Raw genomic sequence first — 16,511 nt, 5'->3', positions numbered from 1 at the left:
GCACTTTTACCACGTTACCCGGTGATTTCCGCCGTGTCAAACCGCTCTGTCGCGACCCACACCACGTCAACCCAATTCCGAGCACCACAACAAGACCGGCTCCCGCCGCTCCCGAAAGTGGATTCCGACAAGCCGGCCGCCGCAGTCTCCCACGAACACGCCCGGTTCCCTGCCGGTCGACAACCATACCCGGTCAGCTCCACCCCGCCAAATCCGCCTCCCAGCGAATCCGGGGCACCACCCGGTCCAGGCTCCGATGAGTCCAACCCACCCGAACCCGAGATTGTTCCCGCGCTCCGGCCTCCAGGACTTTCGTCCCGTTTCGTCCGTTCCGCGCTGGCAGAGAGAAAGTTACGCGTCCCGCGGGAAGATCGTCAAATCGGCGACGGGCGTCGCGCGTCACAGCCGGGACGGCAGCTCCGGCCCCAGCGGGGAGCGACGGTGCCGGCGGAACCGGGGAACCGGTCGCCGAGTCAGCCCACGGCCAGCTCGGCGAGCCGGTCGACCTGCCGGGGGTCGGCCAGGGCGGAGCCCACCGCCACCACCCGTACGCCGGCGGCGAGGAACTCCCCCGCGTTGCCCGCGTCCAGTCCTCCCGTGGCGACGAAGCGCAGCTCGGGCAGCGGCCCCGCGACCGCCCGGAACCAGGCCGGGCCGAGGCTGACCGCCGGGAACGCCTTGAGCCACCGCAGCCCGTGGTCCCGGGCCCGCTGCGCCTCGCTGGGCGTCGCGACGCCGGGCAGGTGCGGCAGGCCCCGCTCGGCCGCGGCGTCCGCGACGGCGAGGTCGAGCCCGGGCGCGACGGTGAACGCGGCGCCGGCCTCGGCCGCCCGAACCACCTGCTCGACGCCGAAGACCGTGCCCGCCCCGACCGGCCGTCCGCGCTCGCGACCCGCGGCGACCGCCTCCCGCAGTGCGGTCAGGGCCTCCGGGGTGCGGACGGGCACCTCGACGACCTCGATGCCGAGGTCCCAGGCGCGCTGGGCGAGCCGGAGCGTCTCGTCGGCCGGCAGGTCGCGCAGGATCACCATCACCCGGGCGGTCCCGAAGACCGGGGCGAAGTCATGTGCGGGCATCGAGCGGTTCCTCCGACAGGTCGAGGTTGGTCCAGCGGTCGGGGGGCAGGGCGGCCAGCTCGGCGAGCCGGTCGGCGGCCGGCACCGGGGCGGTGTCCCCGGGCACCCGGAGCGCGTGGGCGGCGAGCAGGTGCCCCCACCGCAGCCGGGCCGCCGGGTCGAGGTCGCGCAGGAGGGCCGCCAGGTAGCCGGCGGCGAAGGCGTCACCGGCGCCGACCGGCTCCACCACGGTGACCGGCAGCGCCGGCACGACGGTGGCCGGTCCGTGTCGGGGCAGCGCGGTCGCGGCCACGGGCCCGTCCTTGACCACCACCGTGTCCGGGCCGGGCAGCAGGCGGCGTACGTCGTCGGGGTCCTCGACCCCCCACAGCGTCCGTGCCTCGTCGAGGCCGACGAAGACCAGGTCGGCGCGGTCGGCGAGCCGGTGCAGCACGGGCCCGGCCAGGGCGGCGGGCCAGAGTCCGGGGCGGTGGTTGACGTCGAAGCTGACCAGCGCGCCGGCCAGCGGCCGCCGGGTGACGGCGTGCTCCACCAGTGCGCGGCAGGATCCGGAGAGGGCGGCCGTGATGCCGGAGAGGTGCAGCACGCGCGCGCCGGTGAGGCGGGGGTCGTCCAGCACGGTGCGGTCGAGTCGGGAGGCCGCCGAGCCGGCCCGGTAGTAGTGCACGCGGGTGCCGCCGGGGGCGGGATCCTTGACGTACAGGCCGGTGGGGGCGTCCGGGTCGACGTGCACGGCGCGGACGTCGACCCCGGCCTCGGCGACGTGCCGGACGACGAGGCGCCCGAAGGGGTCGTCGCCGACCCGCCCGGCCCAGAGGGCGTGGTGACCGAGCCGGGCCAGGTAGCCGGCCACGTTGGTCTCCGCCCCGCCGACGCCGACGGCGAGGTCCTCGGCGCGGTCCAGCGGCACCGCTCCGCCGGGGGTGAGCACGACCATCGTCTCGCCGACCGTGACCAGGTCGGGCCCGGTCACCGCGGCACCGGCCCGGTGGCCAGGGCGGCGGCCGTCGCCCGGTCGAGGTCCCCGTCGGCGACCACCACCCGGTGCCGGCCGGTGTGGCTCGTGCCCGCCGCGATCACCCGGGGGCGGTCGAAGGCGAACGCGACGCAGACCCCCGGGTACATGGCGGTCCGCACGAACCACCGGTCGCCGTCCGCGAGCCCCGCCAGCACGAGGGTGTACGCGGACCCGTCCGGCCCGGTGCCGGCGAACGCCAGCCAGGGCTCGGCGCTGCCGTTGACCGCCTCCTCCCCCTCGGCGGTGGCGGTGCGCACCCGGGCCGGAGTGGCGCTGGCCGCCCGCCAGAAGAAGCCGCCGTAGCCGGCGCCGCCGGGTCGGCCGTTGGTGGCGGGGCTGCCCAGGGTGACGTCCCGGTCGGCGGGGGCGGTCAGCGCGTATCCGACGTCGAGGGCCCACGCCCGTTCGCCGACCCGGTGGGCGGCCAGTTCCCGGCGCTCGGTGAGCAGCACCGACCCGCTCGGGTCGCGCCACCGGAGATGGTGCGCCAGCCGCTGTGGGTCCCGGGTCTCCCACCGGGTGTGCGCGATCCGGCCGTGGTCGTCGCGCCAGGTGTAGCCGACGTCGCGGACGTAGGTGCGCCCGCCCCAGAGGTTGGTGCCGTCGACGTCCTGCACGGCGAGGGACGCGCCGAGGTGCCAGACGTGGTCGGCCGGGAACGCGTCGGTGACCACCGTGCCGCCGAGGGTGCGCACCGGATGCAGGTACGGGCGGGGCCCGTGCCGGGGGTCGATCGCGGGGTCGACGACGTACCGGGCCACCGGCACGCCGTCCACGCTGAGCTGCCGGTCGTCGCCGGTCACGGCTGGCCCATCGGGGCGAGCACGGCCCGGCGGGCGACCGCGTGCAGGGCGGCGACGGCGTACCCGGCGAGGATGGGCACCGCGACCGGGGTGACCAGGACGGCGAGCAGCGCGGCGACGGCGCTCACCCCGCACGCGGCGGCCCAGGTGCCGGGGCGGGCGCGGCAGACACCGGCGGCCGCGCGGGCCGCGTCCCGCCAGCCGCGCCCGCCGGCGCGGCCGATCTCCACGACCGCCAGCGCGGCGTACCCGGCCACGGCGGCGACGACCAGCGTGGTGACCAGCAGCAGCGGCGCCCCGCCCGGGACCCTGCCGCCGGCCAGCGCGGCGAGGTCCAGGGCGAGCAGGCCGAGGACGGCGACCGTCAGCACGCTCACCCCGGCGCCGGGCAGCAGCGCCCGGCCGAACCGGGTGAGGTTCTCCCGCGCGCAGGGCCAGCACCCGTCGGTGTACCGGTCGTGCACGGCCGCGCTGGCGGCGGCGACGGCCGCCGCCGAGGTGACCACCGGCAGGGCGGCCAGGGTCAGCGCGATGCCGAGCACGGCCAGGTCGGTGGCGTCGGTGAGCACGTCCCGCCAGTCGCGGCGGACGGGCCCGTCGTCCCGGTCGTTTCTCATCCCTTGAGCCCGCTGGTGTTGATGCCCTCGACCAGCATCCGCTGGAAGGCCACGAAGAACAGGAACACCGGCAGCAGCGAGAGCACCGACATGGCGAACATCGGGCCGACGGCACTCTGGCTGGTCGAGTCGATGAACAGGGTCAGCGCCACCGGCACCGTGTAGTCCTGGAGGTCGGAGAGGAAGACGAGCTGGCGGAAGAAGTCGTTCCAGGTCCAGATGAACGAGAAGATTGCCGTGGTGACCAGCGCCGGCCGGCTCAGCGGCAGGATGACGTGCCGGAAGATGCCGAAGGCGTTCGCGCCGTCGATCTTGGCGGCCTCGTCGAGTTCACGCGGGATGCCCCGCATGAACTGCACCATCAGGAAGACGAAGAACGCCTCGGTGGCCAGGAACTGCGGGATCAGCAGCGGCAGGTACGGCCAGTCGCCGCCGACCAGGCCGAGGCCGCGGAAGAGGATGTACTGCGGCACGATCAGCACGTGGCCGGGGAGCAGCAGCGTCCCGATCATGACGGCGAACCAGACGCCGCGCAGCCGGAACCGCAGCCGGGCGAAGGCGTACGCGGCGAGCAGGCAGGAGACCGCGTTGCCGATCACGGTCAGCAGGCTGACCATGGCGCTGTTCAGGAAGAACCGGCCGAAGCTGAGGTCGAAGTTCGTCCACCCGTCGGCGTAGTTGCCGGGGGTGAACTCCTCCGGCAGCAGGCCGATGTTGCTGACGATCTCCTCCTGGCTCTTCAGCGACGTACCGATCATCCAGAACAGCGGGTAGAGCACGACCGCGACGATCGCGATCAGGACGAGCAGGCGCAGGGCCTGCCCGCCGGCGGGGCTGCTGCCGTGGCTGTCACCGGTCCTCCCCGTCGGAGTAGTGCACCCAGAAGCGTCCGGTGCTGAAGAAGATGGCGGTGATGATGGCGATCGCGACCAGGAAGACCCACGCCATGGCGGAGGCGTAGCCCATCTCCAGGTCGGTGAAGCCGGTGATGTAGAGGTTCAGCGTGTACATCAGGGTGGAGTCGACCGGGCCGCCGGTGCCGTTGCTGAGCACGAACGCGGCGGTGAAGCCCTGGAAGCCGTTGATGGTCTCCAGCACGAGGTTGAAGAAGATCACCGGCGAGAGCATCGGCAGGGTGACGTTGCGGAACTGCCGCCACGTGCCGGCGCCGTCGACGGAGGCGGCCTCGTAGAGCTCGGTGGGCACCTGCTTCAGGCCGGCCAGGAAGATCACCATGGGCGCGCCGAACTGCCAGATGGCGAGCACCATCAGGGTCTCCAGGGCCCAGTCGGGGTCGTTGACCCAGGGCTTGCCCTGGATGCCGAAGACGCTCAGCAGCGAGTTGAAGGCGCCCTCGCGGTTGAACATGTTGACCCAGACGATGGCCAGCGCGACGCTGCCGCCGAGCAGGGACGGCAGGTAGAACAGGCCGCGGAAGAGGCCGACGCCGCGCCAGGCGCGGTTGAGCAGCAGCGCCACCCCGAGCGCCGCGGCCAGCTTCAGCGGCACGGCCACCAGCGCGAAGGTGAGCGTCACCCGCACGGAGTGCCAGTAGGACGGGTCGGCGGTGAACATCCGCTCGTAGTTGGCCAGCCCGACCCACTCCACCTCGGACCAGGGGGTGAGGATGTCGTAGTTGGTGAAGCTCAGGTAGAGCGACAAGAGCATGGGTATCGCCGTGACGGCCAGCAGGCCGAGCAGCCAGGGCGACAGGAAGACATAACCGGCCAGTCCCTCGCGGTGCCCGGTCCGCCCGGCCCCGCGCCTGCCGGCGGGGGTCGGGACGGATCCGGTACGCGGTCGGGTCGGGCCGGGCGCCGTGGTCAGGGCCACGAGCCGGCTCCTCTCCGTGCCTGGGTCAGGCGATCGCGGACGTGCAGGCGGCGACGAACTGCTCCGCCGCCTGGGCGGGGGTGGCCCGGCCGTACTGCGCGTTCTCGGCGGCCTTGGTCAGCTCGGCGCGGATCTTGCTGTGCCCCTTGAGCGGGACCTGCGGCGCCTCGCCGAACTTCTGGGCCAGGTCGGACTCGACCTGGATCGACTGCTTCATCGCCGGGTCGGTGACGTCGTCGCTGACCACGCGACGCAGGTCGAGGTTGGACGGCAGGCCCCGGTCGGTACCGAGGATCTTGACGGCCTCGGCGTCGTTGGCCAGGAAGTTGATCACGTCGACCGCGACGTCGCGGTGCTTGCTGCCCTTGAACACCGACCAGTACATGGAGGCGCGGGCCCACTGGGCGCTCGGGTCGCCGGGGTACGCGATCACGCCCAGTTCGTCCTTCGTGTTCTTCTTCAGCTCCGGCATCTGGTTGACCCAGACCCAGCTGGTGGCGGCCTTGCCGGTGACCACGAGCTGCTTGGTGATGTCGGTGGCGTTGCCCTCGTGGATGACGTCGGGGGTCGGGGTGGCGCCCCGGTCCCGGGCCCCCTTCCACAGCTCGAACCACTTCGTCACGTCCTCGGCGGTGAAGCCGAGCTCCTTGCCCTTGTAGAGGTCCTTGCCCTGCTGGCGCAGCCAGACCCAGAACGCCTTGTAGTCGGCGCTCGGATCCTGGGTGCCGGGGACCTTGGTCTTCCTCGCCACCTGCTCGGCCCAGGCGATGTGCTCCTCCCAGCTCATCCCCGTGGTCGGCTCGGGCAGGCCGTTCTTCGTCAGCAGCGTCCTGTTGTAGACCAGGCCCTGGGTGTTCTCCCCGGCGGCCAGGCCGGCGAGCTTGCCGTCGACCACGCCGTACTGCCAGAGGCTCTTGGGGAACTTGGAGACGTCGAGGTCGCCGGAGTCCTTGTAGGACGTCAGGTCGAGGGTGGTGCTGCGGGCCGCGTACTCGGCCAGGTAGTTGTCGTCGATCTGGAAGATGTCCGGCGGGTTGCCGCCGGCGGTGAGGGTGGCCAGCTTGTCGAAGTAGCCCTGGTTGGCCTGCCAGGTCTTCTCGAAGGTGACGTTGGGGTGCTTCTTGGTGTAGAGGGCGAGGGCCTCCTCGGTCAGCTTGGCCCGGGCCTCACCGCCCCACCAGAAGATGGAGAGCTTGACCGGGGCGTTCGGGTCGGTGCTGGCCTCGTCGTCGCCGCAGCCGGCGGCGCCGAGGAGCAGGGGCAGGGCGACGACCGCGGCGAGGAGGCCGCGGATCAGCCGCCGTCGGTGGACAGGGGTACGGTGAACGGGCACGGCCGGCGTGCCAGTGGTGGGGGGCGTTGCGGGGTGCATGTGCGCTCACTCCTTGGCGTTAGGAGGCGACGACACCGCCGGTGGCCACGGTCGGGCGACCCGGGCCCGCAAGGCGATGCGGGCCCGGGGTGACCAACCCGGCTTCGGGGCGGGGCCGACCGTCAGCCGGCACGGCTGCGGTCGAGTCGCGGATGACCAGTTCGGTCTGGAGCATTACCTGTGCGGTGGTACGACGGTCGTCGCTGGCGCCGCTCCGGCCGCCGCCGCGTGATCCGCGGGCGGCGACGGTGTCGTGTTGCAGGAGCATGTCGACGGCCGTCCGGCCGGCGGCCGCGGTCGGCGTGGCCACCGTCGTCAACTTGGGCCGGGTGAGCCGGCTCAGGGTGATGTCGTCGATGCCGACGACGCTGACGTCCCGGGGGACGCGGAGTCCGATGGCGTCGAGTTCCTCGATCAGGCCGATCGCCATCAGGTCGTTGTAGGCGAGGACCGCGGTGACCTCGCTGCGGCGGACCTGCTCGGCGAGGGCCCCGCCGCCGGTCTCGGTGGGCTGGTTGGGGCCGAGCACGGTCAGTTCGGCGCCGCCGGCCCGGGCCGCGACGCCGGCCGCGCGCCGGATCTCCCGGCTGGTCCACGAGCCGCGCGGCCCGCTGAGCAGCGCGATCCGCCGGTGGCCGAGGCCGATCAGGTGCTCGACCGCGGACCGGGCGCCCTGGCCGACGTCCATGGTGACGCAGGGCAGGCCGGCGACCTGGCGGTTTATCACCACCAGCGGCACCTCGCGGCTGAGCTGCTCGATCAGGCTGTTGCTCATCCGGGGGCTGCACAGCAGCACCCCGTCGACCTGCTTGGCGAGGGCGTGGACCAGCTCCTCCTCGGCCACCGGGTCCTCGTTGGTGTCGGCCACGAAGACGTGGTAGTCGCGCTGCCGCGCCTGGCTCTCCGCCGCCTTGATCAGCGGTGGGAAGAACGGGTTGGCGATGTCGGCGATGATCAGGCCGATGTTGTGCGTACGGCCGGTGATGAGGGCGCGGGCGGCGCGGTTGGGCCGGTAGCCGAGTTCCTCGGCACAGGCCAGCACCCGTCCCCGGGTCTCCGGGTTGACCAGGTGCGGGGCCGAGAACGTGCGGGAGACCGTGGAGATGTGCACGCCGGAGGCCCGGGCGACGTCTCGGATGGTGGCTGGCACGGCGGGGCCCTTCGTCCAATGTGGCTGGGGTCACGTCAGGTGCCGCCAATTAATGCAAACGGTTGTGCCGGTGTCAACGGCGGATGGTTACGGGTGCGTTTCGGCCGCGCTCCCACCATGTAGCTAAATCGCCATCAAGGCGGATCTATGCCACCGGTTTGACATCGATCGTTGACGGCGCGGCGCGGTGCGTGGTTATTTCGCTGCAAACCTTTGCAGCACCCGGGGAGGCGGTCGCCATGTCGTCCAGAGCCGGTCAGCGGGTCCGCCACGCCCTCGTGGGCACCGGGTCCCGGGCCGAGATGTTCGTCCGGTCGCTGGTGCGCGACCACGCCGACACCGCCGAACTGGTCGCGTTCGCCGACGTCAACCAGGCCCGGATGGACGCCCACAACCGGTGGCTCGGCGAGCTGGGCCACCGGCCGGTGCCGACGTACCGGGCCGGTGACCTGGCGGCGATGCTCGACAAGGAGCGGGTGGACGTGCTGGTGGTGACCAGCGTGGACGACACCCACGCCGCGCACGTCGACACGGCGCTGCGGGCCGGCTGCGACGTGATCACCGAGAAGCCGATGACCGTCGACGCGGCGGGCTGCCGGCGGATCCTGGGCGCGGTCGCCGACACCGGCCGGCAGGTCCGGGTCGCCTTCAACTACCGCTACAACCCGCTGCACGAGAAGCTGCGCGAGCTGATCGCCGGGGGCGCGGTCGGCGAGGTGGGCTCGGTGCACTTCGAGTGGCTGCTCGACGTGCGGCACGGCGCGGACTACTTCCGCCGCTGGCACCGGGACAAGACGCACTCCGGCGGGTTGCTGGTGCACAAGGCCGGCCACCACTTCGACCTGGTCAACTGGTGGCTGGGCGCCGCCCCCGTCGAGGTGTACGCCGCCGGACGGCTGTTCTTCTACGGCGAGGCCGGCCGGCGGCACGGCTACGCCCGCGACTACGACCGGGCGCACGGCTCCCCCGCCGCCGAGGACGACCCGTTCGCGCTGCGGCTCGACGCGCACCCGCGGCTGCGCGAGCTCTACCTCGACGCCGAGGCCGAGGACGGCTACCAGCGCGACCGCAACGTCTTCGCCCCCGGCGTGACGATCGAGGACGACATGGCGGTGCTCGCCCGCTACTCCACCGGCGCGACGATGACCTACCACCTCACCGCGTACGCCCCCTACGAGGGCTACCGGGTGATGGTCAACGGCAGCCGGGGCCGGCTGGAGCTGGAGGTGGTGGAGAGCGACCACGTCAGCCCGGGCGCGGCCGGCGCGCTGAAGGGCGCGGCGCTGCACGGCGACGAGGCCGCCGTCGAGTCCGGCTCCGCCACGCTGACCCTGCGCCCGTTCTGGGCGCCGCCGCGGGTCGTGCCGGTGCGGGGACAGGCCCGGTCCGGACACGGCGGCGCCGACGCCCGGATGACCCGGGTCCTCTTCGGTGGCGAGCCCGACCCCATGGGGCGCACGGCGACCGCCCGCGACGGCACCCTCGCCCTGCTCACCGGGCTGGCCGCGAACCGGTCCTTCACCACCGGCGCCCCGGTCCGGGTCGCCGACCTGCTCGACCTCCCCTGAGCCGCGAACACCTTCCGAGGAGCCCCACCCGTGCCGACGACCGACCTGCTCTTCCCCGCCGACCCCGCGCAGCGCGCGGTGGCCCGCCGGCTGTACGCGCTGGCCGCGCCCCAGCCGATCATCTCCCCGCACGGGCACGTCGACCCGGCGATCCTGGCCGAGGACCGGCCGTTCCCCGACCCGGCGCGGCTGCTCATCGTCCCCGACCACTACCTCACCCGGATGCTGCTCAGCCAGGGCGTGCCCCCGGCCGACCTGGGGGTGCCCACCGTCGACGGCAGCCCGGCGGAGACCGACGGCCGGGTCATCTGGCGCCGCTTCGCCGCACACTGGCACCTGTTCCGGGGCACCCCCTCCCGGCTGTGGCTGGAACAGACCTTCCGCGACGTGTTCGGGGTGGAGACCCCGCTCTCCCCGGCCACGGCCGACGCCGTCTACGACGAGCTGGCGGCCCGGCTGGCGGAGCCGGAGTTCCGGCCCCGGGCGCTGTTCGAGCGGTTCGGCATCGAGGTGCTCGCCACCACCGAGTCGCCCCTGGACGACCTCGGCCAGCACGCCAAGCTCGCCGCCGACGGCTGGGGCGGCCCCGGCGGGCGGGTGATCACCACGTTCCGGCCGGACAACGTGGTCGACATGGAGTTCGACGGCTGGGCCGACAACGTCGCCCGGCTCGGCGGGATCACCGGCGAGGACACCGGCACGTACGCCGGTTACCTGGCGGCGCTGCGGCAGCGGCGGGCGGCCTTCGTCGCCGCCGGCGCCACCTCCTCCGACCACGGCCACCCCACCGCGCGCACGCTCGACCTGGGCGCGGACCAGGCGGCCCGGCTCTACGACCGGGGGCTGCGCGGGCTCGCCGACGCCGCCGACGCGGAGGCGTTCCGGGCGCACATGCTGCTGGAGTTCGCCCGGATGTCGCTGGACGACGGGCTCGTCATGCAGCTGCACCCGGGCGCGGTGCGCAACCACAACCGCTGGCTGTACGCGCGGCACGGCCGGGACGTCGGCGGCGACCTGCCGCAGGCCACCGAGTACCTGCACGCGCTGACCCCGTTGCTGGACGCGCACGGCAACGACCCGAGGCTGCGGGTGGTGCTCTACACCCTCGACGAGTACACCTTCACTCGGGAACTCGCGCCGCTGGCGGGCGGGTACGCCGCCCTCTACCTGGGCGCGCCCTGGTGGTTCCTGGACTCGCCGGAGGTGCTGCGCCGGTTCCGCGAGTCGGTCACCGAGTCCGCGGGCTTCTACAACACCGCCGGGTTCGTCGACGACACCCGCGCGTTCTGCTCGATCCCGGTGCGCCACGACGTGGCCCGCCGGATCGACGCCGCCTACCTGGCCCGGCTGGTCACCGAGCACCGGCTCGGCGAGGACGAGGCCGGCGAGACCATCGTCGACCTGGCGTACCGGCTGCCGAAGAAGGTCTTCAAGATCGGAGAGAGTGTCCTGTGAGTGTCACCGTCACCGCCGTCGACGTGCACGACGTGCGGTTCCCGACCGCCGCCGCGGGCGACGGCTCGGACGCGATCAACCGGGGCGACTACTCGGCCAGCTACGTCGAGCTGCGCACCGACGCCGGCGTCACCGGGGCCGGGTTCACCTTCACCAACGGTCGGGGCAACGAGCTGACCTGCGGGGCGATCCGGGCCCTCGCCCACCACGTCACCGGCCGGACCGTCGAGGAGATCTTCGCCGACCCGGTGGCGTTCTGGCGGTCGCTGAGCGCCGACGTGCAGCTGCGCTGGCTGGGCCCGGAGAAGGGCGTCATCCACATGGCCACCGGCGCGCTGGTCAACGCGGTCTGGGACCTGCGGGCCAAGCTCGCCGGCAAGCCGATGTGGCAGCTGCTGGCCGAGCTGCCCACCGCGGAGCTGGTGGCCAGCATCGACTTCCACCACATCACCGACGCGCTCACCCCGGACGAGGCCACGGCCATCCTGGACAAGGGGCTGGTCGGGCTGGACGAGCGCCGCGCCGAGCTGGAGCGGGACGGCTTCCCGTCGTACACCACGTCGGTGGGGTGGCTGGGCTACCCGGACGACAAGGTCCGGGCGCTGACCCGGCAGGCGTACGCGCGGGGGTGGCGGGCGATGAAGATGAAGGTCGGCGGTCCGCCGGCCGACGACCTGCGCCGGGCGCGGATCATCCGGGCGGAGATCGGGCCGGACGCGCTGCTGATGATGGACGCCAACCAGGTCTGGGACGTCGACGAGGCGATCACCAACATGACCGCGCTGGCCGAGGTGGACCCGTACTGGATCGAGGAGCCGACGCACGCCGACGACATCCTCGGCCACGCCCGGATCGCCCGGGCGGTGACGGAGCTGACCGGGGGCCGGTGCCGGGTGGCCACCGGCGAGGTGGCGGCCAACCGGGTCATCTTCAAGCAGTTGCTCCAGGCCGGGGCCATCGGCGTGATGCAGATCGACGCCTGCCGGGTCGGCGGGGTGAACGAGGTCCTCGCCGAGATCCTGCTGGCGGCGAAGTTCGGGGTGCCGATCTGCCCGCACGCCGGCGGCGTGGGGTTGTGCGAGTACGTGCAGCACCTGGCGGTCTTCGACTACCTGCGCGTCGGCACCAGTCTCGACGGGCGGATGGTGGAGTACGTCGACCACCTGCACGAGCACTTCGTCGACCCGGTGCGCACCCGCGAGGGCCGCTACCTGCTGCCGGAGGCGCCCGGCTACAGCGCCACGATGGAGCAGGAGTCGATCGCGCGGTTCCGCTTCCCGGACGGGCCGGCGTGGCGGTGACCGTGGGCGCCGCCCGGCTCGGCCTCGGGACGCTGCGGCGGCTGCCGCTGGAGAGCCGCCCGCTGCTGCGCCCCGGCACCGTGCCGGCCGGGATCGTCCACCTCGGGCTGGGCGCGTTCCACCGCGCCCACCAGGCCGTCTACACCGAGGAGGCGATGGCGCGGGCGGGCGGCGACTGGGGCATCGTCGGCGTGGCACCGCGCAGCCCGGACGTGGTGGCGGCGCTGACCGCGCAGGACCACCTGTTCAGCGTCACCACCACCAGCGCGCAGGGATGCCACACCCGGGTGATCGGCGCGCTGGCCGGGACGCGGCACGCCGCCGCCGACCCGGCCGCCGTGGTGGCGCTGCTGGCGGACCCGGCGATCCGGGTGGTCACCCTCACCGTCACCGAGAAGGCGTACCAGCTCGACCCGGTGACCGGGCGGCTGCGGCCGGACCCGGAGGTCGCCGCCGACCTGGGCACCGACCGGCCGCCGGGGACCGTGCCGGGCCTGCTGCTGCGCGGGTTGCTCGCCCGCGCCGCCGCGCAGGGCCCGCCGCTGGCCCTGGTCAGCTGCGACAACCTGCCCGCCAACGGCCGCCGGCTGCGCGGCCTGGTCGAGCAGTCGATGGCGTACGCGGGCTCGCCCGAGGCGCTGGCCGACTGGGTACGCGGGTGCGTCAGCTTTCCCGGCACCATGGTGGACCGGATCGTGCCGGCCAGCACGGGGCAGACCCTCGCCGCCGCCGAGCGGGCGCTCGGGGTCGTCGACCTGGCCGCGGTGACCGCCGAGCCGTACCGGCAGTGGGTGGTGGAGGACGACTTCCCGGGCGGCCGGCCGGACTGGGAACGGGCCGGCGCCGTGCTCACCGACGACGCGGGCCCGTGGGAGCGGTTGAAGCTGCGCACCCTCAACGGGGTGCACTCGGCCGCCGCGTACCTGGGCGCGCTCGCCGGCCGCGAGACGATCGCCGACGCGCTCGCCCTGCCGCACCTGACGACGGTGCTGCGCCGGCTGGTCGCCGAGGACGTGGCCGCGAGCTTCGACCCGCCCGAGGGCGTCTCCGTCGTCGCGTACGGCGAGGAGGTGCTGGCCCGGTTCGCCAACCCGGCGATCCACCACCGCACCCTCCAGGTGGCCATGGACGGCTCGCAGAAGCTGCCGCAGCGGGTCCTGCACACGATCGCCGACCTGCGGGCCGGTGGCCGCTCGGCGCGCTGGGCGACGCTGGTGGTGGCCGCCTGGCTGCGCTTCGCCCTCGGCCACGCCGACGACGGCACCCCGCTGCCGCTCGCCGACCCGCTCGCCGAGGAGATCCGCGCGGCGCTCGCCGCCGGCCCGCGGACCCCGGCGGGGACGGTCGACGCGGTGTTCGCGCTGCGCGAGGTCTTTCCCGCCGAGGTGGCCGAGGACGACGAGGTCCGCGCGGACGTGACGGCCTGGCTGACCGCGCTGGAGCGGCACGGGGTCGCCGCGACGCTGGCCGGTGCCCGGTGACGGCCGAGCCGGCGGGCCCGGTGCGGGCGCCGACGCCTGCGACGGGGGCCGTGCCCGGGGTCGCGGTGGTCGGGGCGAACGGGCACGGACGGTGGCACCGGCGGGTCGTCGCCCCGCTGCACGCCGCCGGGCGGCTGCGACTGGTCGCCCTGGTCGACGTGCGCCCGGTCGAGGACGACCCGGCGGCGCCGGTGCCGGACGGCACGCTGGTCGGCACCGACCACCGGGAGATGCTGCGGGCGACCCGGCCGGACGTGGTGGTGGTGTGCACCCCGCCGCACACCCACCTGCCGATCGCCCTGGACTGCCTCGCCGCCGGCGCCGACGTGCTGCTGGAGAAGCCACCGGTGCTCAGCACCGCCGAGCACCGGGAGCTGGCCGCCGCGCTCGCGGCGACGGGCCGGGTCTGCCAGGTCGGCTTCCAGGCGCTCGGCTCGGCGGCGCTGGCCGAGCTGACCGGCGCGGTCCGGGCGGGGCGGCTCGGCAGCGTCACCGGCATCGCCACGGTGGCGGCCTGGCAGCGCCCCGACGGCTACTACGCGCGGGCGCCGTGGGCCGGGCGGCGGACCCTGCACGGGCGGCCGGTGCTCGACGGCGCCCTGGCCAACCCGCTGGCGCACGCGGTGATGCAGTGCCTGGCGGTGGCCGAGGCGGTCGCGGACGGGCCGGTGGAACCGGTGCGCATCGAGGTGGAGCGCTACCGGGTCCGGCCGATCGAGGTGGACGACACGGCGACCCTGCGGGTGTGCTCGCGCTCGGGACCGCCGGTCGTCGCGGCGGTGACCCTGGCCGGCGAGGACCTCATCGCCGGCGAGGTGATCGTGACCGGCACCGCCGGGCGGGCCGTACTGGAGTATCCGACCGACCGGTTGCTGCTGCCGGGCGACGCCGCCCCGCGCGAGGTGCCGGGCCGGCGCGGGCTGCTGGAGAACCTGCTCGCCCACCGGGCCGACCCGGTGGGCGTACCGCTGATCGCGCCGTTGGCCCGGACGGCGCCGCTCACGGCGGTGCTGGAGGCGGTCACGGCCGCCCCGGAGCCGACGCCCCTCGGCGGGGATCTCGTCGCCGCCACCGGCGCGGGACCGGACCGGGTGCTGACCGTCCGCGGGGTCAACCGGCTGCTGCGCCGGGCGGCCGAGGAGGGTGCGCTGCTGTCGGAGCTGGGGGTGCCGTGGGCGGTGCGTCCGCACCGCAGGGACCTGGACGGGGCGGGAGGGACCGCAACGCGCTGCAACTGACCGGCCCGCGCGGCGCGGGTCCATATCGGACATAAGAGCGTCAACCCGACCTCAGGCGGTCGGGACGATACCGGCCGATCGGGATCTTCTGCAACACTTCTGCACACGGCGCGCATTGACTCGCATAAATCACTAAACCTACCGTTGCCCATATCGAAAGCGGCGACGAACAGGTGGTCCGAGTCATGTGGAAGCAGGCAGTGGGCGGGGCGTTGATCGCCGCCACGCTCGTGGCGACACCCGGGAGCGCGCCGGCCGCCCCGGCCCGGGACGGCACGGTCGACGCGGCCGGGGACGGGCTCTCCCGGGCCGCCCGGCACCTCGGCCGGCAGGCGCTGCCCGCCGGGGACGGCTGGGCGGCCGAGGGCGCCGGCACCACCGGCGGCGCCGCCGCGACGCCCGACCAGGTGCACGTGGTCTCCAGCCGGGCCGAGTTCGTCGCGGCCCTCGGCGGAGACAACGCCACGAACCGGGGCAACGCCACCCCGAAGATCATCTACGTCGAGGGCGTGGTCGACGGCTTCGAGGGGCCCACCGGAACCCCGCTGGACTGCGCCGACCTCGCCGACCCGGGGTACTCGCTGGCGGCCTACCTGGCCGCGTACGACCCGGCGGTCTGGGGGCGGGTGGCGCCGAGCGGGCCGCTGGAGGCCGCGCGGGTGCGCTCGGTGGCGAACCAGACCCGGCAGACCCAGATCAACGTGGGCCCGAACACGACGATCGTCGGCCTGCGCGGCGCCCGGCTGACCGGGCTGACGCTCATGCTCGACGGCGCGCACAACACGATCGTGCGGAACCTGACCTTCGACGACGCCCGGGACTGCTTCCCCGCCTGGTCCCCGATTGACGGCGAGGCCGGCAACTGGAACTCCCAGTACGACCAGGTCTCGGTCCGCCGCAGCGAGCACGTCTGGATCGACCACAACACGTTCACCGACGGCGACAACCCGGACAGCGGCCAGCCGCTGCGCTTCGGCCGGCCGTACCAGGTGCACGACGGGTCGGTGGACGTGACGCACACGGCGAGCCTGGTGACCGTCTCGTACAACAGGTTCGTCGGGCGGGACAAGGTCATGCTGATCGGCTCGTCCAACACGGTCGGCCCGGACGTCGGGCGGCTCAGGGTGAGCGTGCGCCACAACCTCTTCGACGGGGTGCTCCAGCGGCTGCCCCGGGTGCGCTTCGGCCAGGTCGACGTGTGGAACAACCACTACCGGCTGGCCGGCGACGGATTCGCGTACGCGATCGGCGTCGGGGTCCAGTCGGCCGTGGTCGCCGAGCACAACTTCTTCAGCCTCGGCGCCGGCGTCGCGGCCGCCGACCTGCTGTACGACTGGGGCGGCACCGCCGTCACCACCCGCGGCAACTGGGTGCGCGCCGCCGGCGACCGGGCCCGGCCGGTCGACCTGGTGGGCGCGTACAACGCGGCGCACGAGCCGGACCTGGCCCCGGACGCCGGCTGGACGCCGGCCCTGCGACGCGGCCCCGTGCTGCCGGCGCCCGCGGTGCCGGCGGTCGTGGGCGCGCTGGCCGGCGCGGACCGGCTGCCCCTGTAGACGCCGGGCGTCGCGCCGTCCCGCGCGGCGCCCGGCGTCTACA

At 74.0% G+C, this 16,511-nt stretch carries 14 protein-coding genes; 6 read left to right on the top strand and 8 right to left on the bottom strand.

All coding sequences use genetic code 11. From position 1 onward, the window contains the following. Positions 1 to 473 precede the first annotated feature (473 nt). The 8 genes from ACSNOB_RS28655 to ACSNOB_RS28620 form a co-directional block, all read right to left on the bottom strand. Positions 474 to 1,076, bottom strand: a complete 603-nt coding sequence (locus ACSNOB_RS28655) for a bifunctional 4-hydroxy-2-oxoglutarate aldolase/2-dehydro-3-deoxy-phosphogluconate aldolase (protein WP_436690126.1) — start codon at positions 1,074 to 1,076, stop codon at positions 474 to 476. Further along, on the bottom strand, positions 1,063 to 2,049 hold the full coding sequence (locus tag ACSNOB_RS28650) for a sugar kinase (RefSeq protein ID WP_436690124.1): 987 nt from the start codon (positions 2,047 to 2,049) through the stop codon (positions 1,063 to 1,065). The genes ACSNOB_RS28655 and ACSNOB_RS28650 overlap by 14 nt, the downstream gene beginning before the upstream one ends. Beyond that, complete coding sequence (locus ACSNOB_RS28645; protein WP_436690122.1) at positions 2,046 to 2,897, bottom strand: PmoA family protein; 852 nt, start codon at positions 2,895 to 2,897, stop codon at positions 2,046 to 2,048. The genes ACSNOB_RS28650 and ACSNOB_RS28645 overlap by 4 nt, the downstream gene beginning before the upstream one ends. Continuing rightward, on the bottom strand, positions 2,894 to 3,514 hold the full coding sequence (locus ACSNOB_RS28640; protein ID WP_436690120.1) for a hypothetical protein: 621 nt from the start codon (positions 3,512 to 3,514) through the stop codon (positions 2,894 to 2,896). The genes ACSNOB_RS28645 and ACSNOB_RS28640 overlap by 4 nt, the downstream gene beginning before the upstream one ends. Then, positions 3,511 to 4,272, bottom strand: coding sequence for a carbohydrate ABC transporter permease (locus ACSNOB_RS28635; RefSeq protein WP_436690128.1), 762 nt, complete (start codon positions 4,270 to 4,272; stop codon positions 3,511 to 3,513). Before ACSNOB_RS28635 ends, ACSNOB_RS28640 begins: the two co-directional genes overlap by 4 nt. Before the next feature lie 91 nt (positions 4,273 to 4,363). Continuing rightward, on the bottom strand, positions 4,364 to 5,347 hold the full coding sequence (locus ACSNOB_RS28630; protein ID WP_436690118.1) for a carbohydrate ABC transporter permease: 984 nt from the start codon (positions 5,345 to 5,347) through the stop codon (positions 4,364 to 4,366). A 25-nt stretch (positions 5,348 to 5,372) separates the two neighbouring features. Beyond that, complete coding sequence (locus ACSNOB_RS28625) at positions 5,373 to 6,719, bottom strand: ABC transporter substrate-binding protein (RefSeq protein WP_436690116.1); 1,347 nt, start codon at positions 6,717 to 6,719, stop codon at positions 5,373 to 5,375. 19 nt (positions 6,720 to 6,738) lie between these two features. Then, positions 6,739 to 7,869, bottom strand: a complete 1,131-nt coding sequence (locus ACSNOB_RS28620) for a LacI family DNA-binding transcriptional regulator (protein ID WP_436690114.1) — start codon at positions 7,867 to 7,869, stop codon at positions 6,739 to 6,741. A gap of 239 nt (positions 7,870 to 8,108) precedes the next feature. Here ACSNOB_RS28620 and ACSNOB_RS28615 point away from each other — a divergent pair, with 239 nt between their 5' ends. The 6 genes from ACSNOB_RS28615 to ACSNOB_RS28590 all read left to right on the top strand — a co-directional run bounded on the left by ACSNOB_RS28615 (position 8,109) and on the right by ACSNOB_RS28590 (position 16,468). Then, positions 8,109 to 9,437, top strand: coding sequence for a Gfo/Idh/MocA family protein (locus ACSNOB_RS28615; RefSeq protein ID WP_436690112.1), 1,329 nt, complete (start codon positions 8,109 to 8,111; stop codon positions 9,435 to 9,437). Between the two features lie 30 nt (positions 9,438 to 9,467). Next, entirely contained in the window at positions 9,468 to 10,892 is a 1,425-nt protein-coding gene (gene uxaC / locus ACSNOB_RS28610; protein ID WP_436690110.1) for a glucuronate isomerase, read from the top strand. Then, entirely contained in the window at positions 10,889 to 12,193 is a 1,305-nt protein-coding gene (locus tag ACSNOB_RS28605; protein ID WP_436690108.1) for an enolase C-terminal domain-like protein, read from the top strand. Before uxaC ends, ACSNOB_RS28605 begins: the two co-directional genes overlap by 4 nt. Then, positions 12,184 to 13,674, top strand: a complete 1,491-nt coding sequence (locus ACSNOB_RS28600) for a mannitol dehydrogenase family protein (RefSeq protein WP_436690106.1) — start codon at positions 12,184 to 12,186, stop codon at positions 13,672 to 13,674. Before ACSNOB_RS28605 ends, ACSNOB_RS28600 begins: the two co-directional genes overlap by 10 nt. 50 nt (positions 13,675 to 13,724) lie before the next feature. Beyond that, complete coding sequence (locus ACSNOB_RS28595) at positions 13,725 to 14,912, top strand: Gfo/Idh/MocA family protein (protein WP_436690104.1); 1,188 nt, start codon at positions 13,725 to 13,727, stop codon at positions 14,910 to 14,912. A gap of 185 nt (positions 14,913 to 15,097) precedes the next feature. Further along, on the top strand, positions 15,098 to 16,468 hold the full coding sequence (locus ACSNOB_RS28590; RefSeq protein ID WP_436690102.1) for a pectate lyase family protein: 1,371 nt from the start codon (positions 15,098 to 15,100) through the stop codon (positions 16,466 to 16,468). The last annotated feature ends 43 nt before the right edge of the window (positions 16,469 to 16,511 follow it).

It is taken from the genome of Micromonospora sp. URMC 106, assembly GCF_051386395.1.
GTDB lineage: Bacteria > Actinomycetota > Actinomycetes > Mycobacteriales > Micromonosporaceae > Micromonospora.
Note: the sequence above shows the minus strand (reverse complement) of the source record. Positions and strands in the feature narration are given on the sequence as shown.